The sequence below is a fragment of the Psychroflexus halocasei genome (assembly GCF_900107595.1).
In the GTDB taxonomy this organism is placed as follows: Bacteria; Bacteroidota; Bacteroidia; order Flavobacteriales; family Flavobacteriaceae; genus Psychroflexus; species Psychroflexus halocasei.
Window position 1 is genome coordinate 125,667 of record NZ_FNQF01000002.1, and the last position, 21,883, is coordinate 147,549.

The 21,883-nt window shown below is 33.0% G+C and carries 19 protein-coding genes; 13 read left to right on the forward strand and 6 right to left on the reverse strand.

All coding sequences use genetic code 11. The annotated features are described in order from the left end of the window. Positions 1 to 46 precede the first annotated feature (46 nt). The gene (locus BLV84_RS02655; RefSeq protein ID WP_093239964.1) at positions 47 to 274 is read left to right on the forward strand and encodes a hypothetical protein; all 228 of its coding nucleotides are present in this window, start codon (positions 47 to 49) and stop codon (positions 272 to 274) included. Positions 275 to 357: 83 nt separating this feature from the next. Here BLV84_RS02655 and BLV84_RS02660 read toward each other — a convergent pair whose 3' ends face one another. Beyond that, positions 358 to 855: a metallophosphoesterase family protein gene (locus BLV84_RS02660; protein ID WP_093239144.1), complete on the reverse strand. Its 498-nt coding sequence runs from the start codon at positions 853 to 855 to the stop codon at positions 358 to 360. Positions 856 to 938: 83 nt separating this feature from the next. Between BLV84_RS02660 and truA the strand changes: the two genes are divergently transcribed. Both truA and BLV84_RS02670 read left to right on the forward strand, forming a co-directional pair. Then, on the forward strand, positions 939 to 1,670 hold the full coding sequence (gene truA / locus BLV84_RS02665) for a tRNA pseudouridine(38-40) synthase TruA (RefSeq protein WP_093239147.1): 732 nt from the start codon (positions 939 to 941) through the stop codon (positions 1,668 to 1,670). Positions 1,671 to 1,680: 10 nt separating this feature from the next. After that, complete coding sequence (locus BLV84_RS02670) at positions 1,681 to 3,465, forward strand: ABC transporter ATP-binding protein (RefSeq protein WP_093239149.1); 1,785 nt, start codon at positions 1,681 to 1,683, stop codon at positions 3,463 to 3,465. Positions 3,466 to 3,477: 12 nt separating this feature from the next. Here the strand turns inward: BLV84_RS02670 and cdaA are convergent, their stop codons facing one another. From cdaA to BLV84_RS02690, 4 genes are read right to left on the reverse strand one after another with little or no spacing between them, the layout of a single operon-like run. Beyond that, on the reverse strand, positions 3,478 to 4,254 hold the full coding sequence (gene cdaA, locus BLV84_RS02675) for a diadenylate cyclase CdaA (RefSeq protein WP_093239152.1): 777 nt from the start codon (positions 4,252 to 4,254) through the stop codon (positions 3,478 to 3,480). Positions 4,255 to 4,259: 5 nt separating this feature from the next. Beyond that, the gene (gene folP / locus BLV84_RS02680) at positions 4,260 to 5,084 is read right to left on the reverse strand and encodes a dihydropteroate synthase (RefSeq protein ID WP_093239154.1); all 825 of its coding nucleotides are present in this window, start codon (positions 5,082 to 5,084) and stop codon (positions 4,260 to 4,262) included. Positions 5,085 to 5,088: 4 nt separating this feature from the next. After that, on the reverse strand, positions 5,089 to 5,628 hold the full coding sequence (locus BLV84_RS02685) for a hypothetical protein (protein WP_093239157.1): 540 nt from the start codon (positions 5,626 to 5,628) through the stop codon (positions 5,089 to 5,091). A 41-nt stretch (positions 5,629 to 5,669) separates the two neighbouring features. Next, positions 5,670 to 7,646 (reverse strand): alpha-ketoacid dehydrogenase subunit alpha/beta, encoded by a 1,977-nt coding sequence (locus BLV84_RS02690; RefSeq protein WP_093239160.1) that lies wholly within the window; start codon positions 7,644 to 7,646, stop codon positions 5,670 to 5,672. A gap of 139 nt (positions 7,647 to 7,785) precedes the next feature. Here BLV84_RS02690 and BLV84_RS02695 point away from each other — a divergent pair, with 139 nt between their 5' ends. From BLV84_RS02695 to BLV84_RS02710, 4 genes are all read left to right on the forward strand, one after another. Further along, the gene (locus BLV84_RS02695; protein ID WP_093239163.1) at positions 7,786 to 8,742 is read left to right on the forward strand and encodes an isopenicillin N synthase family dioxygenase; all 957 of its coding nucleotides are present in this window, start codon (positions 7,786 to 7,788) and stop codon (positions 8,740 to 8,742) included. Between the two features lie 7 nt (positions 8,743 to 8,749). Next, the gene (locus tag BLV84_RS02700) at positions 8,750 to 9,088 is read left to right on the forward strand and encodes a translation initiation factor (protein WP_093239166.1); all 339 of its coding nucleotides are present in this window, start codon (positions 8,750 to 8,752) and stop codon (positions 9,086 to 9,088) included. 70 nt (positions 9,089 to 9,158) lie between these two features. Next, entirely contained in the window at positions 9,159 to 10,031 is an 873-nt protein-coding gene (locus tag BLV84_RS02705) for a nucleoside phosphorylase (RefSeq protein ID WP_093239169.1), read from the forward strand. 341 nt (positions 10,032 to 10,372) lie between these two features. After that, the gene (locus BLV84_RS02710; RefSeq protein ID WP_093239172.1) at positions 10,373 to 10,552 is read left to right on the forward strand and encodes a hypothetical protein; all 180 of its coding nucleotides are present in this window, start codon (positions 10,373 to 10,375) and stop codon (positions 10,550 to 10,552) included. A 1-nt stretch (position 10,553) separates the two neighbouring features. Here the strand turns inward: BLV84_RS02710 and BLV84_RS02715 are convergent, their stop codons facing one another. Continuing rightward, entirely contained in the window at positions 10,554 to 11,219 is a 666-nt protein-coding gene (locus BLV84_RS02715; protein WP_093239174.1) for a uracil-DNA glycosylase, read from the reverse strand. A gap of 41 nt (positions 11,220 to 11,260) precedes the next feature. Between BLV84_RS02715 and BLV84_RS02720 the strand changes: the two genes are divergently transcribed. The 6 genes from BLV84_RS02720 (at position 11,261) to BLV84_RS02745 (ending at position 21,716) form a co-directional block, all read left to right on the forward strand. Then, positions 11,261 to 13,453, forward strand: a complete 2,193-nt coding sequence (locus BLV84_RS02720; protein ID WP_093239177.1) for an endonuclease MutS2 — start codon at positions 11,261 to 11,263, stop codon at positions 13,451 to 13,453. After that, the gene (locus BLV84_RS02725) at positions 13,434 to 13,847 is read left to right on the forward strand and encodes a thiol-disulfide oxidoreductase DCC family protein (protein WP_093239179.1); all 414 of its coding nucleotides are present in this window, start codon (positions 13,434 to 13,436) and stop codon (positions 13,845 to 13,847) included. Before BLV84_RS02720 ends, BLV84_RS02725 begins: the two co-directional genes overlap by 20 nt. A 262-nt stretch (positions 13,848 to 14,109) precedes the next feature. After that, positions 14,110 to 16,968: an excinuclease ABC subunit UvrA gene (gene uvrA / locus BLV84_RS02730; protein ID WP_093239181.1), complete on the forward strand. Its 2,859-nt coding sequence runs from the start codon at positions 14,110 to 14,112 to the stop codon at positions 16,966 to 16,968. A gap of 6 nt (positions 16,969 to 16,974) precedes the next feature. Next, positions 16,975 to 17,661 carry an LOG family protein gene (locus BLV84_RS02735; protein ID WP_093239184.1) on the forward strand — a complete coding sequence of 229 codons (687 nt, stop codon included), beginning with the start codon at positions 16,975 to 16,977 and terminating at the stop codon, positions 17,659 to 17,661. An 86-nt stretch (positions 17,662 to 17,747) separates the two neighbouring features. Further along, the gene (locus BLV84_RS02740) at positions 17,748 to 18,902 is read left to right on the forward strand and encodes an endonuclease/exonuclease/phosphatase family protein (protein ID WP_159429383.1); all 1,155 of its coding nucleotides are present in this window, start codon (positions 17,748 to 17,750) and stop codon (positions 18,900 to 18,902) included. A 9-nt stretch (positions 18,903 to 18,911) separates the two neighbouring features. Beyond that, positions 18,912 to 21,716, forward strand: coding sequence for a gluzincin family metallopeptidase (locus tag BLV84_RS02745; RefSeq protein ID WP_093239190.1), 2,805 nt, complete (start codon positions 18,912 to 18,914; stop codon positions 21,714 to 21,716). Positions 21,717 to 21,883: the final 167 nt, after the last annotated feature.

Sequence of the window (21,883 nt, forward strand, 5' to 3'; positions counted from 1 at the left end):
CTCATAAATGCTTATATATTTGCTTGAACAAATAAAATTTATGATCATGAAAAAAACATTTCTAACATTCGGACTTGCGACAGTTTTAGCTTTTGGCTTCACAAGCTGTACAGAAAAAAAGCAAGACAAAGCAGAAGACAAAATGGAAGAGGCTGGTGAATCTATTGAAGATGCAGCTGAAGATACTGGTGACGCAATCGAGGATGCCGCTGAAGATACTGGCGATGCAATCGAAGATGGTGCTGAAGAAGTTAAAGAAGGTGTTGAAAATTAATTTCTACCTTTTTTAAAAATTAAAAAGCTATCGATATTAATCGATAGCTTTTTTGTTTTAGATAATCCTTTATATCATTTCAATTACTGCCCTCGCTTTCCCAATTTTATTAAATTTAAATTCTCTAGCTTGCCTTGATTAATTTCAAATTGTAACATGGTGCGTTCTTGGTGAAAACCGTGAATACCAGCAGCGCCTGGATTCATATGCATCAAGCCTAACTTTTTATCTCTCATCACTTTTAAAATATGTGAGTGTCCTGAGATAAATAAATCAGGTGGATTTTGTTTAATCACATCTCTAATTGGTTTTGAATAACGATTGGGATAACCGCCAATATGCGTCATCCAAATATCCATTCCTTGAATGTTAAAACGCTGATGTAAAGGAAATTCCTTTCTCACTTCGTCATTATCTATGTTTCCATAAACGGCCCTTAAAGCAGCGCAATCTTTTAATTCGTCCGTCACTTTCAATACACCTATATCGCCGGCATGCCATATTTCATCAACCTGCTTAGCATATTTAAGAATCGTGCCGTCTATATAAGAGTGTGTGTCACTCAAAAGTAAAATTTTCATGTAAAATTCAATTTTAAATAATATGGCAAAGTCTTAAGAGACTCAACCACTGAGAAATTTTATATTTGCAAAAAATCTTTTTCTTGCGCTACAAAATTACATTATCTTATTGGGGTAAGCATTATCATGGCTGGCAATTTCAGCCAAACCAAGTCAATCTTCAGCAAACTTTTGAAGAAGCTTTATCGCTTGCCTTTCAGGAAAAAATAAATATTGTTGGTGCGGGGAGAACTGATACTGGTGTGAGTGCGAAAAAATATATCGCTCATTTTGATACAGATCAAACGATTAATAATAAAGACAAATTTATTTTTAAAATCAATACGCTTTTACCTGCCGATATTGCTTTGCAAAATATTGAAAAAACACGTGATAATTTTCATGCCAGATTTGATGCTAATGAAAGAACTTATCAATATCAAGTGACCCAATTAAAAAATCCGTTTCTAATAGACTCTGCTTATTTTATAAAAAATAAAATAGACTTTGACATCATGAATGAGGCTTGTGAGATTTTGAAAAAGCACACAAATTTTAAAGCTTTTTCAAAAGTTAAAACCAACGTTTACACCTTTAATTGCGAAATCTATGAAGCAAAATGGTTTGCGAAAGATGATTATTATATCTTTGAAATAAAAGCAAACAGATTTTTAAGAAATATGGTTAGGGCAATTGTCGGAACATTAATTGAAGTTGGCTTACACAAAATTAATTTAAATGATTTTGAAAAGATCATTATTTCTCAAGATCGTAGAAATGCAGGAAAATCAGTACCTGCGCATGCATTGTTTTTAACTGATATTGGCTACAACTAAAAAAGAATAATTGAAGAATAAAAAATCAACAACAGGAAACGCTTTTGATCTAAAACTTTTTAAAAGACTGATCAGTTATACTTCAGCTTATAAGAAGACATTTTATTTTGTCGGTTTTGCAGCGATCATGCTATCAGCACTTGGCGTTTTACGTCCTTATCTATTAAAAATAGCAATTGATAAAGGGATTGTTGCACAAGATTTGGATACAACTCAGTTTTACATCATCATGATGTTAGTTGTTTTAATTGGTGAAGTTATTTTTCAGTTTAGTTTTATTTATTTTGCAAATTGGCTTGGTCAACAAGTGATACGTGACTTAAGAGTTCAATTGTTTGAACACATGATGGGTTTCAAAAAACAGTATTTTGACAATTCAGCAGTCGGTCGCCTTGTCACAAGAGCCGTCAGTGATATTGAAACCATCGCGAGTATTTTCAGCCAAGGCTTATTTATGATTATCAGTGACTTGCTTAAAATGATTGCAGTGCTTATCGTTATGTTTTATCAGAGCTGGCAGTTAACATTATTGATTTTAACGGTTTTACCTTTCATAATTTATGCAACGCGTGTTTTTCAAAAAAAGATGAAAATCGCTTTTGAAGAAGTGAGAACTCAGGTTTCAAACTTAAATACTTTTGTTCAAGAAAGAATTACAGGGATGAAGATTGTTCAGATCTTTAATCGAGAAAAAACTGAATATCAAAACTTTAAAAAAATAAATGAAAAGCACAAAAAAGCTTGGATTAAAACTGTGTGGTATAATGCAATTTTCTTTCCGATTGCTGAAATGTCAACTTCAATCACAATTGGACTTATCGTTTGGTTTGGCGGTTTACGCGTTGTTGAATCCGATGCGCTTTCGCTAGGGATCATTATCATGTTTATTGAATTAACACAAATGTTATTTAGGCCTTTACGTCAAATTGCTGATAAATTTAACTCACTTCAAATGGGAATGGTTGCTGCCAATCGTGTTTTTAAAATTATTGATACAGACTCTCGTATTCCGAATCAAGGCAAATTAATTGCAAAAGACATTAAAGGAAAGATTGAATTTAAAGATGTTAAATTTAGTTATATTGAAAATGAAGAAATCTTAAAAGGAATCAGTTTTGATATCAATCCTGGCGAAACAATTGCTATTGTTGGTGCGACAGGTGCTGGTAAAAGTACGGTCGTTAATTTACTAAGCCGTTATTACGACATTGATTCTGGTCAAATTATCATTGATGATCACAATGTCAGAGATTATGAATTAGGAAGCTTAAGAAATGAAATCGCCGTTGTTTTACAGGATGTTTTCTTGTTTGCTGATAGTATTCAAAAAAATATCACTCTAAGCAATCCCGATATTGATGAAAATGATGTTGTACGAGCAGCAAAAGATATTGGTGTTCATGATTTTATAATGAGTTTGCCTAATGGGTATGATTATAACGTTAAAGAACGCGGAGCGATGTTATCTTCTGGACAACGGCAATTGATATCTTTTTTACGAGCTTATGTAACAAATCCTGCTGTTTTGGTTCTTGATGAAGCCACTTCATCTATTGATAGTTACAGTGAACAACTCATTCAAAATGCGACTGAAAAACTAACAAAAGGAAGAACTTCTATCATTATTGCGCATAGATTAGCGACAATAAAAAATGCTGATAAAATTATCGTAATGGAGCAAGGTGAAATTGTAGAAATGGGAAGCCACGATGATTTGTTAGGCTCAGGAGGATATTACAAAAAACTTTACGAAGCTCAATTTGAAAATCAAGACCATGATATCCAAGAAGCTTAATTTTAAGTTTCTTTATTGTAAATCAGCTTTTACTTTATTCTGAAGATCATCGTAATTATCATAAATTGAAAATTCACCGTTTTTAAGATACGACACTTGCCCATTTTCTTCACTAACAACAATCGCTATTGCATCTGTTTTTTCAGTAATACCAATGGCAGCCCTGTGTCTTAGCCCAAACCTCAGCGGGATTTCTCGACTATTACTCACAGGTAAAATAACTCGAGTGGCGGTAATTTTATTTTCTTCAATAATAATGGCACCATCGTGAAGTGTACTATTTTTATAAAAAATAGATTTTAAAATTGGCTTATTGACCAATATATCCATTTCATCACCAGAATCTTTGACAAAATCAAGTTTATTGTTTCGACGAATGACAATCAGAGCGCCTGTTCTTTTTTGTGAAAAATCTTTTACCGCTTCAATAATTTCATCCACATATTCTAAATTTTCTGTAGTTGTTGAAAATTTAAAAGATTTTAAAAATAAGTGTTTACTTGTGATATTAGTTGAACCCAACATCAGTAAAAATTTTCTAATTTCTTGTTGAAAAACGACAACAAGAGCAATCATACCAACACCTATAAACTCGCCTAACACACTGCTCAACATCTCCATATTAAGAAGCTGTGTCAGCTTCCCTAAAAGATAGATGATGACAATTCCGATAAAAATATTAATCGCAGCTGTGCCTTTAACGAGCTTGTATAAATAATACAGCATTGTTGCGACAAGTATAATGTCGAGAATATCAAAAAAACTTATTTTTAGAAAATCTAAACCCATATCAATTATTTGGATAACTCTTTATAAAGTTCAACGGTTTCAACAGCTTCTTTAACATCATGAACTCTCAAAATTTTTGAACCTTGCTGTAATGAAAACATATTCAGTGCAGTTGTTCCATTTAAAGCTTCGATAGCTTCACATCCAAGTGTTTTATAAATCATAGATTTTCGAGAAACACCAACTAAAAGAGGTAATTCAAAAATATTAAGTGAATTTAAATTACGTAAAAGTTCAAAATTCTGTGTTCTTGTTTTTGCAAAACCAAAACCAGGGTCAAGAATAATGTCTTTAATTCCAGCCTTATTTGCCAAACTTATTCGTTCTGAAAAATAATGCCTTATATCAACAATTAAATTATCATATTCCGTTTGCTTTTGCATGGTTTTAGGAGTTCCACGCATGTGCATCATGATATATGGTACACCGAATTTAGCAACAACAGAAAACATTTTTTCATCGAGTTGACCGCCTAAAATATCGTTGATGATGTCGGCACCTTCTTCAAGAGAAGCATGAGCAACATCACTTCTAAAAGTATCAATTGATAGAAATGTTTTCGGAAATTCTTTCCTGATTTTTTTTAAAAAAGGAAGTAACCTTTTTTGTTCTTCTTCAACATCAACGTCATTCGCATCAGGTCGAGAACTGTAAGCGCCTATATCTATAAAAGATGCGCCTTCAGTCAACATTTTTTCAACCTGATTTAAAATTTGTTTTTCATTCTTGTGAAAACCACCATCGTAAAATGAATCAGGTGTGATATTCAGAATTCCCATCACCTGTGGTTCCTCTAAGCTAACCAATTCTCCTTTGATGTTTATCTGCATAAACCTATTCTGTTTTAGAAACCGCTTCCTTCATCAGTTTCTTAGTTGCAACAACGCCAAAATGAATTTTATTTGGTTTGATCTCTGCATTGATTTCTTCGAAACCAATCGTTTCTTCTTCAGAATTTCTAAAATAACTTAAATCTGATTGACTTAAAACACCTTTAGGAATAACAATATCGTAATAACCAGGATTTTTTGTAGCTCTCAAAAAAGTTAATAGCTTTCTTTTATCCGCAGAGTCTATCATCACTTCTATGCCTTCACCAACACGTGTGATTTGTGCATTTGAAGGTAAGCCTTTCTGGATTTGTGAAGCGTAATTATCCATGACACTACCAATAAAAGCGCCTGATGAACCACCAATTGTTCGGTAAGATAAATGCGCTAAAACCTTCTTTTCTTTTGGAGATTCAGCAACCTCTTTGGGCTCTTCTACTTTTGGACCTTTATCATCTTTTTTATCTGATGCAGTTTTTTTTGTTCCACAAGAGAATAAGACAAACGCACTGAAAACAAGAATTCCTAATTGATTAAATTTCATAATTGTGTTATATCGACATTTCAAAGATAATCAAGAATTTTTTAATAATTCGCTAAATCAATCAAAGCCTTTTCTAATCTTGACTTTGCTAAAAATTGATCTTCCAATTGCCCAGCAAAAGGAACTGGTGTTGGCAGACTTGTTACAGTCTCAACAGGCCCGTCTAAAGACTCAAAACAATGTTTGCTAATCAGAGCTGAAATATCAGAAGCGACACCTCCAAAACTTGTATCTTCTTGTAAAATTAAAGCTTTTCCCGTTTTTCTTACTGATGACAAAATCGCTTCAGTATCAAGCGGACTTAAAGAACGTAAATCAATTAAATCTACTGAAAGATCAGGATTATTTTCTAAAACATCTAAAGCCCAATGAACGCCAGCTCCAAAAGTAATCAAACTGATTTGACTACCTTCTTTCAGCAAGTTGGCTTTACCTAGCTCTGTTGTGTAATAATTAGTTGGAACATCACTGCGCTGACTTCTGTAAAGTGCTTTATGTTCAAAAAACATCACCGGGTTTGGATCTTCTATAGCAGAAATTAATAAACCTTTAGCATCATCAGCAAAAGCTGGATAAACAACCTTTAAACCTGGTGTTTTTGTGAACCAAGCCTCATTGGTTTGACTATGGAAAGGTCCTGCTCCAACGCCAGCGCCACAAGGCATACGGACCACAACATCGGCATTTTGATTCCAACGATAATGAATTTTAGCTAAATAATTCACAATCGGATTAAAGCCAGAAGAAACGAAATCTCCGAATTGCATTTCGACAACCGCTTTCATTTTATTGATTGAAAGTCCCATTGCTGCTGATACAATCGCTGATTCGCAAATTGGCGTATTCCTGACACGTTCTTTCCCAAACTCATCGACGAAGCCTTCAGTTATTTTAAAAACACCGCCATAATCTGCGACATCTTGTCCCATAATCACAAGATTATGATTTTTTTGCATTGCCATTTTTAAAGCTTCAGAAATTGCATCGACAAAACGAATGTGATTTGTTTCTGTTGAAGCTGGTAAGTTTTTTGGTTCAAAATTTTGATATACATCAGCTAACTCCTTCTCTATTGATGATTCTATAGGTGGCGCATTATTTGCTTTTTTAAGATGTGTTTTAATTTCTTCATTAAATTCATCAGTAAATTTCTTCTGATCATCCTTTGTCAACAAATCAGCATCCATCAATGCTTTTTCATAATTTTCAATAGGATCGCGTTTTTCCCAATAAGCCATTAAATCTTCTGGAACATATTTCGTCCCACTTGCTTCTTCATGTCCGCGACGCCTAAAAGTTTTAAACTCTATCAATATCGGTCTTGGATTTTCCCTCACACTTTCTGTGATTTCCTTCATTTTAGTAAAAACCTCAACGACATTATTACCATCGATAATATGAGATTCCATACCATAACCAACACCACGATCAGCAATGTTTTCGCAATTATATTGTTCATTAGTTGGTGTAGAAAGTCCGTATCCATTGTTTTCGACACAGAATAAAACAGGAAGTTGCCAGACAGAAGCGACATTCAGTGCCTCATGAAAATCTCCTTCACTTGTTCCGCCTTCACCCGTAAAAACTGCAGTTAGCTTTTTCTCATTTCTAAGTTTATGAGCAAGTGCAATCCCATCAGCAACACCGAGTTGTGGTCCCAAGTGAGAAATCATACCGACGACATGATATTCTTGCGTTCCAAAATGAAAGCTACGATCTCTACCCTTTGTAAAACCGTTAGCTTTGCCTTGCCACTGCTCAAACAAACGGTAAAGCGGAATTTCACGAGAGGTAAAAACACCAAGATTTCTGTGCATTGGCAGCACATATTCATCATTGTTTAGGTTTTGCATCACGCCAGCAGCAATTGCTTCTTGGCCTATGCCGCTAAACCATTTTGAGATTTTGCCTTGACGCAAAAGAGTTAACATTTTATTTTCAATAACACGCGGTTTTAACATGCCACGGTATAAATCAATCGCTTTCGTTGGATTAATTTTATCAAGTTGAAATTCCATTTGTGATTTTATTCAAAAATTAAAGATTACAAGTTTATTAAAAAACTTCTTGAAAATCTACCCTTTTGACATCTTTAAGAAAGAGAATCAAAAAGTAATTTTATTTCATTAAATTTGTGAGTTACTTTAAAAACATCTTATGTCTTTCACAAATATACCAAGTGTTGATCTTGCAGATTTTTTATCTGATGATCCAAAAAGAAAACAAAAATTTGTCGATGAAATTGGTCAAGCTTATGAAGAGATTGGCTTTGTATCTTTGAAAAATCATTTTTTAAGTGAAAAATTGGTCGATCAATTATATACTGAAATCAAAGCTTTCTTCGCTTTATCAGACGATATTAAAAAGAAATATGAACGTGAAGACATTGGAGGTCAACGCGGCTATATTTCTTTTGGAAAAGAAACAGCTAAAGGTCGTGAAATCGCAGATTTAAAAGAGTTTTGGCATTTTGGCCAGGAAACAGATGCTGATGCGAATTTAACTGAGAAGTATCATGAAAATGTGGAAGTTAAAGAACTTCAAAATTTCAATAAAGTAGGTATGGAAGCTTACAAGCTCCTAGAAAAAACAGGAATTCATGTTCTGAGAGCTCTTGCTTTGCATATTGGCTTGGAGGAAAGTTATTTTGATCATTGGGCAAAAAATGGCAACTCAATTTTGCGTCCAATTCATTATCCACCAATTAAAGAAGAACCTAAAGGTGCCGTACGAGCTGGTGCACATGGTGATATCAATTTAATCACTCTTCTGATGGGCGCTTCTACTGGAGGTTTACAAGTACAAAGAAAAGATGGCGAATGGATTGATGCCATCCCAAATGAAGATGAACTTGTGATTAATGTTGGTGATATGCTTGAAAGACATACAAATAACAAATTAAGATCAACAATACATAGAGTTGCCAATCCGCCAAAAGAAGATTGGGATAAACCAAGATATTCAATCCCATTTTTCATGCATCCGCGCTCAGAAATGCCTTTAGATTGTTTAGAAGAATGCATCTCCGAAGACAATCCAAAACATTACGAAGACATTACTGCTGGTGAATTTTTACATCAACGTCTTGTCGAAATTGGTTTAATTAAAGAGTAAATTTAACATGGATCTCAAAGACCAACTTAAAGATTTATTTCCAGATCACGAACCTGATTCTTCTGAAAAAGAAGAAACGAACAAAGATGATGAACTTGACATTTGGCTTCAAGAAGACCCTTTACTTTGTAAATTTGAAAAAAGAAAAGGCAAAGCGAATACAATTGTTGATGGCTATCAAGGTGCGAAAAAAGATTTTAAAAATCTGACTAAATTCCTTCAAAAAGAATGTGGCACTGGAGGTAGTTTTAAAAAAGAACAAATTATAATTCAAGGAGATTCTAGAGATAAAGTGATGGAACTCTTGAATGAAATAGGCTTTAAAACAAAACGTGTTGGAGGTTAACCTTCAATTCAAATATAAAACTTGACAAGATCGAGCCATGTGCTCGATCTTTAATTTAAAAATTAAAATTATGATTAAAGATTCTGAACTAATTATCAATCCAAATGGAACTGTTTACCATTTAGATTTAAAACCTGAAGATATTGCAGATACAATTATTACTGTTGGCGATCAATATCGTGTTGAGCGTATCACCTCTTTTTTTGACGAAGTGATTTTTGAAACTCAAAAAAGAGAGTTTAAAACGCAAACAGGTTACTACAAAGGCAAGAAATTAACTGTTATCTCAACTGGAATTGGAATTGACAACATCGATATTGTCATCAATGAACTTGATGCTTTGGTCAATATTGACTTAGAAACAAGAACGGAAAAGAAAGAACATCATAAATTAAATATTATTCGTATCGGAACTTCTGGAGGTATACAGCCAGGTGTTGGTGTTGACAAATTTGTGATGGGAAAAGCAGGAGTTGGCTTTGATGGTTTGCTTCACTATTATGAGCATTCAGGCGTTGTTAATGAAAAAGCAACAAAGGCTTTAATTGAACACCTTGATATTTGTTCAAAAAAACCTGAACCTTATATCGTTGATTGTGATCCAGAATTGGCTGCACTTTTTGAAAATGATGAACAAGTTATTTCTGGTTACACAGGTACAAACTTAGGATTCTATGGACCACAAGGCCGTCAACTAAGAATTCCACTTAAAGATGCTGATTTTATTGATCAGTTAGTTGATTTTAGACATGAAGACCAACGCATCACGAATTTAGAAATGGAAACAAGTGCAATTTATAGTTTATCAAAAATTCTTGGCCATGGTGCATTGTCAATGAATGCTATTGTTGCCAACAGAGCTGATGGAGAATTTAGCGAAGACCCAAAAGCAGCTGTCAAATCATTGATTGAATTTACGCTTGATAAGTTAGTTCAGTTGTAATATAACCTTGATAAGTTAAATAATTTAAGCCTGATCTTGTATCAGGCTTTTTTATGCTCTCTTTTTAAAATGGTAAAATTTAGAGTACATACAATCAAAAAATATGTCGGAGACCATGAAATTATCTTAAAAATTTAACATTTAAGATTTATAATTAAAACAAATTTTATTTTTATAGTTTTTGTAATTTATATAATAAATTGAAAATCAAATAATTATACGCTAATTCACCAAGCAATGAATTTAATTAAAATAAAAAATCTCATTTAAAATTTATATTTTCTTTTAGTATGACGCAACCTTTTGATTAGATTTGCATCTACTGTGTAAATCTATTATTAATGCTTTTGACTATTGCTATCATTTTAGGCGTTTTAGTTTTGGTGAATATCTTGCTTTTGATATTCAGTTGTAATTCTCCTGAAGATGATATAAAAACTAAAACCTCAAAGAAAAAACCTATTCTGCCAAAAGGTTTAAGCAAGAGCAAAAGCAAGCACATTGTTTTTGCTGATAAGTAACTTACCAGTCTATTTTTGACTTATTTTTCTCTTCAAAATAAGCATTTGCTTTTGAAAAATGCTGATTTCCAAACCAATAACCACGATTTGCTGATAATGGCGATGGATGACCAGATTCTAAAATCAGATGTTTTTTATGATCTATAAGTTTTACTTTTTTCTTAGCAAAACCACCCCAAAGCATAAACACTAAACCTTCTCTTTCACTTGATAAAGTCTCGATAACTTGGTTTGTAAATTTCTCCCATCCTTTATCTCTATGACTTCCTGGGTTGTGTGCCCTCACAGACAAGATTGCATTTAATAAAAGTACGCCTTGTTCTGCCCAATGCGTTAAATTACCATGCGTTTGAGGTTTGATATTCAAATCTGTCTCTATTTCTTTAAAAATATTTTTTAAAGAAGGTGGCACGGCTGTCGTTTTAGGCACTGAAAAAGATAAACCATCAGCTTGGTTGTAATTATGATATGGATCTTGACCTAAAATAACAACCTTCACATCATCAAAGGCTGTCAAATCAAAAGCTCTAAATAAATCTGAACTTTTAGGGAAACACTGATAATTTTGATATTCATCTTTCACAAAAGCAACTAAATATTCAAAATATTCTTTATCAAATTCATTTTTTAAGTTTTTTTTCCAACTTGTCTCTATCTTAACATCCATGATTTTCAGTATTTTTGTGCGTTGCGAATGTATTCAAACTTATGATAAAAATTAAACAGAAAAGTTTACAAGATTTAGAATTTGATCAAGTTAAAGAACAGTTGAGTGAGTTTTGTGTCACAGATATTGGCTTGCAGAAAGCGCTTTCATTGAAGCCCTATGAAAAAAAGAGTAGACTGCTTAACGAAATCGAATTAACAAAAGAATATAAATCATCTGAGTTTGAAGAAAAACCAATACCCAATCATGGGTTTGAAGCTATTACCGAAGAAGTTAAACTCCTTCAAATTGAAGGTTCAAAACTTGAACTCGTTGCATTTAGGAAGTTTCTGAACATATCTGAAACAACAAATAATCATCTTTTATTTTTCAAAAAATATCAACCACTTTATCCGAGGTTATATCAAAAATCAAGTGAAGTAGAATACACTGAGGCTGTAGTGGTTAAAATCAAATCGGTTGTTAACCGTTTTGGTGAAATCCGTGATGATGCTTCTCCTCAACTTCAAAGTATCAGGAGGCAAATCAATCAAATTAAAGGTCGGTTAAATTCAAGCTTCGCCAAAGCTTTAGCAAAATACAATTCTTATGGTTATTTAAGCGACATCAAGGAATCTGTTGTCGATAATTATCGTGTTTTGGCAGTACCAGCAATGCATAAACGCAAAGTTAAGGGCAGTACGCTGGGGAGTTCAAAATCTGGTAATATTGTTTACATTCAACCAGAAGAAACGCATGAAGCTGAGCGAGACTTAAGCCATTTGATTCATGAAGAGAAAGAAGAAATCAACAAAATATTAAAAGAACTCACTGAATTTGTAAGACCTTTTTCTGAGTTATTTCTTGATTATCAAAACTATTTAAGCGCAATCGATGTGATTGCTGCTAAAATAAAATATGCTGAACTTTATGATGGCTTGCTTCCTAAACTTTCAGAAACCAAAGAGATTTACTTAAAGGATGCTTACCACCCACTCCTTTTAATCAACCATAATAAGAACAATAAAAAAACCTATCCTCAAGACATTAGTCTCAATGAAAAACAGCAGATAATCGTGATTTCAGGACCTAATGCTGGTGGTAAAAGTATCACGCTTAAAACCGTTGGTTTGTTACAAGTCATGTATCAATCTGCCATGCCAATTCCTGTTCATGAGTTTTCTCGTATGAGTATTTTCGATAAAGTTTTAACAGACATTGGAGATAACCAAAGTATTGAAAATCATTTAAGTACTTATAGTTATCGACTTAAAAACATGCGTAAATTTATCAAAGCCTGCAATGCAAAAACTTTATTTTTAATAGATGAATTCGGTACCGGAACCGATCCTGAGCTCGGCGGTGCTTTAGCTGAAACATTTTTAGAAGTTTTTCATGAAAAAGGCGCTTACGGCATTATCACAACACATTATGCCAATCTTAAAACGATGGCAAATGAAAATTCGGCTATTGTCAATGCAAACATGATGTTTGACAATAACAGTTTAGAGCCAATTTTTAAGCTAAAATTAGGTGAAGCTGGTAGTTCATTTACCTTTGAAGTTGCACAAAAAAACGGTATTCCATACAGCTTGATCAATCGTTCAAAAAAGAAAGTAGAACGCGGAAAACTGCGTTTTGATAAAAGTATTGCAAAGCTTCAACAGGAGCGATCACAACTTTCAAAAACAAAAAACAAGCTACAGGAAGCGGCGTCTCAAGCGGATGAAGAACAGAAAAAATTAGATGAAAAGAATACGCGTATTCAAGAAAAATTAGAAAGCTATCAAGAACTTTATGATGCCAATCAAAGATTGATTAACATCGGAGAGAAAGTCAATAGTCTTTCAAAACAATATTTCAATAATAAAAATAGAAAACAACTGATTGGAAATCTTTTAAAACTAGTTGAAAAAGAAAACTCTAAAAGAATTAAACTTTCCCAACAAGAAGAAAAGCGTAAAAAACAAGCTGAAAGAAAGATCCAAAAAGAGGTTGAGAAGAAGGTCGAAAATATTCGTACTAAAAAGAAGAAAGAGAAAGAAAAAGCAAAAAAAGAGAACAATCAAGAAAAGCCAAAAGCTGAAATTTACGTAGGAGACAGTGTCAGAATCATCAACGGAAGAGCTGTTGGTACACTTGACAAATTTGAAAAAAATAAGGCCATAGTTAATTATGGTGCTTTTACAACCTCAGTTTCTCCTGAAGAATTAGAACTCGTTAAACGCAACAATCATGGAAATACCAAAAAATAAACAAATCGTTTTATTCGATGGTGTTTGTAATTTATGCCATAATGCTGTTCAGTTCATCATTAAAAGAGATCCTAAAAATAAATTTGTTTTTGCTTCGCTAGATAGTGAAATTGGTGAAAAATTACTTTCTGAACGACATATCGATCGAAGCAAAATTGATTCAATCGTCTTGATTATTCCAGATGACGCTTACTTCATCAAATCAGATGCAGCCTTAGAAATATCAAAATCTTTATCCAGTATCTATCCTATATTTAGTTATTTTTCAATCTTACCTCAAGCTTTCAGAGATTTTGTTTACGATTTAATTGCAAAAAATAGGTATCGCATTTTTGGAAAAAAGGAAGAATGTCCGTTGCCTTCTCCAGCACAAAGAGAAAAGTTTTTATCTTAGTTTATCTCAGAAATAATATAAAAACAGAAGTCCGCCATAACTGACGGACTTCCTCCCTAACCAAAATATCTCAATGAGATAAAAACTAAATTGTAATTAAAGATAATTACACTTACAAATTTACTTTGAATTGTCCTTTCCAAAACTTAATTATTACCCAAATATGTTGAGCACATTGTTAAAAAATAAAGTGAATAATATTAATAATCTCTTATCAATTGATTATTCAAAATCAGGCTTAATTTGAGTAAATTTGCCAGCTATGAAAAAAAATCCTGAAGAATATATTGAAGTTTATGGTGCGAGAGCTCATAACTTAAAAAATATCGATGTCAAAATACCTCGTGATAAGTTGGTTGTCATCACTGGCTTATCTGGCTCAGGAAAGTCTTCACTTGCGTTTGATACAATATATGCAGAAGGTCAGCGGCGATATATTGAAACTTTTTCAGCTTATGCAAGACAATTTCTTGGTGGTCTTGAACGCCCAGATGTTGATAAAATTGATGGCCTTTCTCCTGTTATTTCTATCGAACAAAAAACAACTTCAAAAAGTCCGAGAAGTACAGTTGGAACGATCACCGAAATCTATGATTTCATCCGTTTGTTATATGCAAGAATTGGTGTTGCCTACAGCTACAAAACCAATGAAAAAATGATCAGTTTTACCGAGGAAGAAATCCTTGATAAAATAAGTCAAGATTTTGACGGAAAACGCATCAACATTTTAGCGCCAATTGTCAAATCTAGAAAAGGACACTATAGAGAACTTTTTGAACAAATTGCTAAACAAGGTTTTTTAAAAGTACGTGTTGATGGTGAAATCAGAGACATTGAAAAAGGTATGAAAATCGAGCGTTACAAAACGCATGATATTGAAATTGTTGTTGACAGATTGAAAGTTTCTAAAGATGAAAAAGATCAAAAACGCTTATCTGAAAGTATTTCGACAGCGATGCAACGTGGTGATGACGTTTTGATGATTTTAGAACACAAAAGTAAAACACCAAAATTCTTCAGTAAAAACTTAATGTGTCCAACAACTGGAATTTCATATCCGCTACCTGAGCCAAATAATTTTTCTTTTAACACACCAAAAGGCGCTTGCCCAAAGTGTAATGGTTTAGGTCAAGTTTATATTGCTAATCCAGATAAAATAATTCCTAACAAAGAATTATCAATTCGGCAAGGTGCTTTAGAACCACAAGGAAAGTACAAAAAAACAAACTGGATATTCAAGCAAATCGCTCTTATCGCTGAACATTTTGATTTCAGTTTAGACACGCCAATTAAAGACATTCCTCAAGAAGCGATTGACACAATTTTATACGGCGGAAAAGCGAGCTTTAAAAAATATGGTGAGGCTGCAAAAGTCACAGCTGAAAAATCTTATGACTTTGAAGGAATTGCGCATTTTATAGAAAAAACTTATGCGCTGAAAGAATCTTCTGCCAGTTTAAAACGTTGGGCAAAAAAATACATGAACGATAAGCTTTGTGATAAGTGCAATGGATCTCGACTTCAAAAAGAAGCTTTATATTATCGTTTTAATGACAAAACAATTCAGGATCTCATCAATATGGATATTGATGAATTAAGTGAATTTTTTAAAAAATCTAAAAAAGAACTAAATCAAAAGCAACTAAAAATTGGAGGAGAAATTATTAAAGAAATTTCAACTCGACTTCAATTTTTATTAGATGTTGGGCTTAATTATTTGAATATTAATAGAGCTTCTAAAAGTTTATCTGGCGGTGAAGCTCAACGCATCAGGCTAGCAACTCAAGTTGGCTCTCAACTTGTTGGCGTGCTTTATATTCTCGATGAACCGAGCATTGGTTTGCATCAACGCGATAATGAAAAACTGATTAATTCGTTAATTGCTTTACGCGATGTTGGGAACTCAATTATTGTGGTTGAGCATGATAAAGACATGATTGAAAGAGCTGATCACGTGATTGATATCGGTCCAAAAGCAGGAAAAAATGGTGGACAAATCATCAGTGAAGGCACGCCAAAAGAAACATTAAAACAAAGAACGCTGACCGCCGATTACCTTTCTGGCAAACGACAAATCGAAATTCCGGAACGCCGTAGAAAAGGAAATGGTAATTTCTTGAAACTTAAAGGCGCAAAAGGAAATAACCTTAAAAACCTTTCTATCAAAATTCCTTTAGGAACAATGATCGCTGTGACTGGCGTTTCAGGAAGCGGAAAGTCAACTTTAATTAATGAAACGCTTTACCCAATTCTCAATAACCATATTTACAACGGCGTTAAAGAACCTTTAGCTTATGAAAGCATTAAAGGTTTAGAGCATATTGATAAAGTGATTGACATCAATCAATCGCCTATTGGGAGAACGCCAAGATCAAATCCGGCAACTTACACAGGCGTTTTTGACGAAATCAGATCTTTATTTGCGAAAACTCCTGAGTCGTTAATTCGCGGTTATAAACCAGGACGTTTCAGTTTTAATGTTAAAGGTGGTCGTTGCGAAGTTTGTGGAGGTGCTGGCGTAAAAGTTATTGAAATGAATTTTTTGCCAGATGTTCATGTTGAATGCGAGTCTTGTATGGGAAAAAGATTTAATAGAGAAACTTTAGAAATTAGATACAAAGGCAAATCTATTGGTGATGTGCTAGAAATGACAATTGATGAAGCTACCGATTTTTTTGAACCGATTCCAAAAATTTACCGAAAACTAAAAACGATTAAAGATGTTGGTTTAGGTTATATCACATTGGGACAGCAAAGCACCACATTATCTGGCGGTGAGGCACAAAGAATTAAGTTAGCAACTGAACTATCCAAAAAAAGTACTGGACAAACATTTTATATTCTCGATGAACCCACAACAGGTTTGCATTTTGAAGATATTAAAATCTTGATGAATGTCCTTGAAAAACTTGTAACTAAAGGTAATACTGTTCTAATTATTGAGCACAATATGGATGTCATTAAACTCGCTGATTACATCTTTGACATTGGTTACGAAGGCGGTAAAAATGGCGGTCAACTTGTTGCAGAGGGAACGCCTGAAAAATTGATTAAAGACAAAAAAAGTTATACGGCAAAGTTTCTAAAAAAAGAGCTACTTTTGCAATCCTCAAATTTTTAAAAAGATATGGTGCCTAAACATTATAAAAACTGGAATGAAATTAAAACCAACGATAGTTGGGCTTTATTTAAGATAATGAGTGAATTTGTTCACGGTTATGAGCGTATGAGCGAAATAGGACCTTGTGTTTCTGTTTTTGGTTCAGCACGTATGAAGCCTGGTGACAAATATTATGAATTAACAGTTAAGGTTTCCGAGAAAATTGTCGAAAAAGGTTTTGGTGTCATTACTGGCGGAGGCCCAGGCATTATGGAAGCTGGAAACAAAGGTGCTCACCAGGGCGGCGGTACATCAGTTGGTCTTAATATTGACTTACCTTTTGAACAACATGACAATCCATATATCGATAAAGATAAAGTTTTAGATTTTGATTACTTTTTTGTCAGAAAAGTAATGTTTGTCAAATACTCTCAAGGATTTGTTGTGATGCCTGGTGGCTTCGGAACTTTAGATGAATTATTTGAAGCAATCACCCTTATCCAAACGCGTAAAATTGATAAGTTTCCAATTATTCTTGTCGGAAAAGATTATTGGAGTGGTTTATTAGATTGGATCAAGAAAACTTTAAGCGATGATTACGAGACTATCAATCCTGAAGATCTTGATTTGATTCAACTTGTTGACTCTGAAGAAGAGGTAGCAGATATTTTAGACGATTTCTATGATAAGTTTGATTTAAGTCCTAATTTCTAATGAAAACAAAGTATCAATTCCTATTTAGTTTAAGTTTGATGATTTTTTTTTCGTTACAGAGCTATTCGCAAGAAACAATCAAAACCATGTTTTATAATTTGCTTAATTTTTCAGAAGCACCACCTACTGACAGGTCTGATATTCTAAACTCGATTTTAGCAAGCTATGATCCTGATATCTTTATGGTTTCAGAATTACAGACTGAAGCAGATATGAACTTGATATTAAATCAATCTTTTGAATATACTGAACAGCCTGTCTCTGCAGCTCCTTTTGTTTATAACACTTCTGGTTTTGGAGGAAATATTAATCAGCTTGTATTTTTTAAAAATGAAAAAATGCAGCTTTTAGAAACCCACCAAATACAGACAAACATAAGAGATATCAACCATTACAAATTTCAAATGAATACGATTGATGAGGAAATTCTTCATGTTTTTGTTGCTCACTTTAAAGCTTCACAAGGTGATAGCAACGTACAAGAACGCTATTCAGAAGCTGTGAATTTTGTCAATTACATTTCTGAATTAGATGCTAATGCTAATATTATTTTTGGAGGAGATTTTAATTTCTATTCTGCAAGTGAACCAGGTTTTCTTGTTATTCAATATGCTACGTTAGCAATTGATATGCTTGATCCTCTTAATCGAATTGGGGAATGGCATAATAATTCTAACTATCAAGATGTTCATTCTCAAAGCACAAGAATAAGCAACAATGACTTTGGTAGCTTTGGTGCAGGCGGTGGATTAGATGATAGGTTTGATTTCATATTTATCTCTGATAACCTCAAAAATCAATCTAACGATATAAGATATATTGAGGACACCTATCAAGCCTATGGTAATAATGCTAACTGTTTCAATGATAATATAAATTACGTTAATTGTACTGGAGATTTTGATCAAGACCTAAGAAATCAACTTTACAACATGAGTGATCATTTACCAGTCGTGATGAGTTTAGAAACTGATTCAAACTTCTTAAAAGTCAAGAAGTATCAAATCAAAAATAACGTCTCTCTTATAAATGGAAATTTAATTGATGATATCGTAGATTTCAAGTTTAACTCCTCACTTTTAGGTGAAAAAGCATATATTTATAACAGTTTAGGTCAAAAAATAAGTGGATTTACAATAAATAACACTTTCAAGAGTTATGACATTTCAACCTATCCAAATGGAATTTATATGCTTAAAATAACTGATTTAGAAGGTCATATTAAGATAATCAAACGCTAAAAACACCAAATGAAGCATTTTATTTTTTGCTTTCTTTTGGGAATAAGCCTCTGTTATGGTCAACGTCATAATATATCGGCTGACATTTCTGTGTCTAAAAATTTAAAACGTTTAGATGTCAACTCTCAAATCAATTTTATAAATACAACTCAAACTGAGATTGACACACTCTATTTTTATGATTGGAATAATGCTTTTTCTGATAAAGATAGTCCACTTGCAAAACGTTTTGCTGAAGAATATGCCAGGAAATTTCATTTCACTTCTAAAGAATTAAGAGGCTATACTCAGATAAATGATTTTTATACAAACTCACAAAATATAAGTTGGTTTTATAAAGATAATCAACCGGACATACTTCTTGCCATTTTAGAAACTCCCTTGAAAGTTGGAGATTCTATAAATCTTCAACTCAACTATCATCTTAATATTCCTATACAAGGTCTCATAAAGTCAGGATGGTCTGCAGATAAATTAAGGCTAAAAGACTGGCTTATTACACCTGCAAAACATCAAAATGATTGGGTTTTATATAGCAACAAAGCTCTTGATGATTATCCAACTCAATTCTTAGATTATAATTTGAACTTTGAAATCCCTAAAGGTATCTTTTTGAAATCTAGCTTTGACATGACTGAACTTCAAATAGGTTATCAAAAAAATAAATTTAAGCTTTCAGGTCAACAAATCTTAGACAATGATGTTTATTTAACGAAAAGAGATGAGTTTTCTTCTATTAAAACAGATTTAGTTGAAGTGTTATCAAATTTAGAATCAGAATCTGTTCGCCCAGAAATCAAGGCATTAATAACAGATAGAATTGCCTTTTTCTTGAATGAAAACATAGGTGAATTTCCACATCCACATTTATTGGTTTCAGAACTCGATTATAGCCTCTCTCCTGTTTATGGTTTGAATCAACTACCGAGTTTTATTCGACCTTTTCCTGATGGTTTTCAATATGATGTCAAACTTCTCAAAACGATGACGCTTAAACATCTGAAAACAAAAATCGCGATAAATACAAGAAAAGATAAGTGGCTCATTGATGCCTTAACCGTTAAGGTGATGATGGATTACATCAACAAATATTATCCTGACATGAAGCTTCTGGGTAGCTTCAGTAAATTTTTTGGTGTACGTTGGTTTCATGCCTCAGATTTGATGTTTAATGAAAGATATAGATTTATTCATGAAACAATGATACGTCAAAACCTGAAGCAACCTATTGACATGCCTCAAGACGAGATGCTCAAGTTTAATAGGCAATTATCTAGCCCATACCAAGCTGGCTTAGGCCTGAAATATTTTGGTGACTATATTGGCCAAGAAAACCTAAATCAGAGTATTCGTGAGTTTTTTAAAGAAAAGAATTTAAGCCATGCTTCGTCTGAATTATTTCTAAAAACATTAGAAAAAAACACAGATAAAAATATAACTTGGTTTAAAGATAACTATCTCAATTCTTACAAAGACATCGACTTTAAAGTTGGAAAAGTTTCAAGAAACGATCAAGGTTTTGAGGTTGAAGTTATTAACAAAACAGAAAGTCCTATGCCAGTTAAATTAGGACTTTACAAAGATGATGATTTTATCAAAAGCATCTGGGTTGAAGATTTTGAAGATCGCTCAAAAACTCTACAAGTCAATACGCCGGAAGCAAACAAATTCGTGGTTAATTACGATTACAATTTACCTGAATATAATCCTAGAAATAATATTAAACGCAAAAACAAAATCTTCAATAAGCCGATTCAAATCCGATTATTAGAAGATATTGAAGATCCAGAATACAATCAAGTATTTGTAATGCCCGAGTTTACTTACAACCTTTATGACGGCATTGCAATTGGTTCAAAAATTTACAACACTTCTCTCCTACCAAAAAATTTCAGTTATGATATTGGCCCAAAATATGGCTTTGGGAGTCAAGCCATTGTCGGTTCAATTAGTTTTGATTACACACAATATTTTAAACAACAAGATTTATTTAGAATAAGATACGGTGCGAGCGGTTCTAGGTATTCATATAACACCGACTTGTTTTATAAACGTTATTCTGCATTTATGCAAATGGTTTACAGACCTGTTGATTTAAGAAGTAATAAACGCCACTATTTAACCTTAAGAACGGTCAATGTGGATCAAGATAAAAGTGAAACTATTGAAACAGATGAGCCAAATTATAATGTTTTTAATATCAGTTATGCTTTTCAGGATAAAAATTTAGATCATTTTTTCACTACTCAAATTGATTACGAAATTTCCAAGAAGTTCAGTAAAGTCTCAGCTTCTGTGAGGTATAGAAAACTTTTTGAGAATAACAGACAGATTAACATCAGGCTATTTGCAGGCTTATTTCTCTATAATGACACAAATGATTCTGATTATTTCAGTTTCGGAATCGACAGACCTTCAGACTACATGTTTGATTACAACTACTACGGAAGAAGCGAAGATGACGGTTTATTTAGCCAGCAATATATTCAAGCAGAAGGAGGTTTTAAATCAATATTTGAAAACAGATATGCCGATCGCTGGATAGCAACGACGAATGTGAGCACAACCATTTGGAATTGGATTTTTGCTTACGCAGATTTAGGCTTCCATAAAGATATGGGAGAATCTGCTAACTTTATTTATGATTCAGGCATTCGTTTAAATTTAGTCGAAGATTATTTTGAACTCTATCTCCCTATATATTCAAATAATGGTTGGGAGGTTTCTGACAATCATTATGATGAAAACATCCGTTTTATTGTCACATTAGATTTTAAAACACTTTTAGGGCTTTTTAAAAGAAAATGGTATTAAAACTCATAATAATCAACATTAAAAATTTAACATTAAAAACTATTTTTTGGTAAATAATATCATAAAGTAAGAACTGAAAAACTTCATTTAGAATAAATTTCAAAACTTATCTTCGTTAAAAGATAATCACGAAATCGTTAAATTTGATGTAAAATTATTAACAAAAA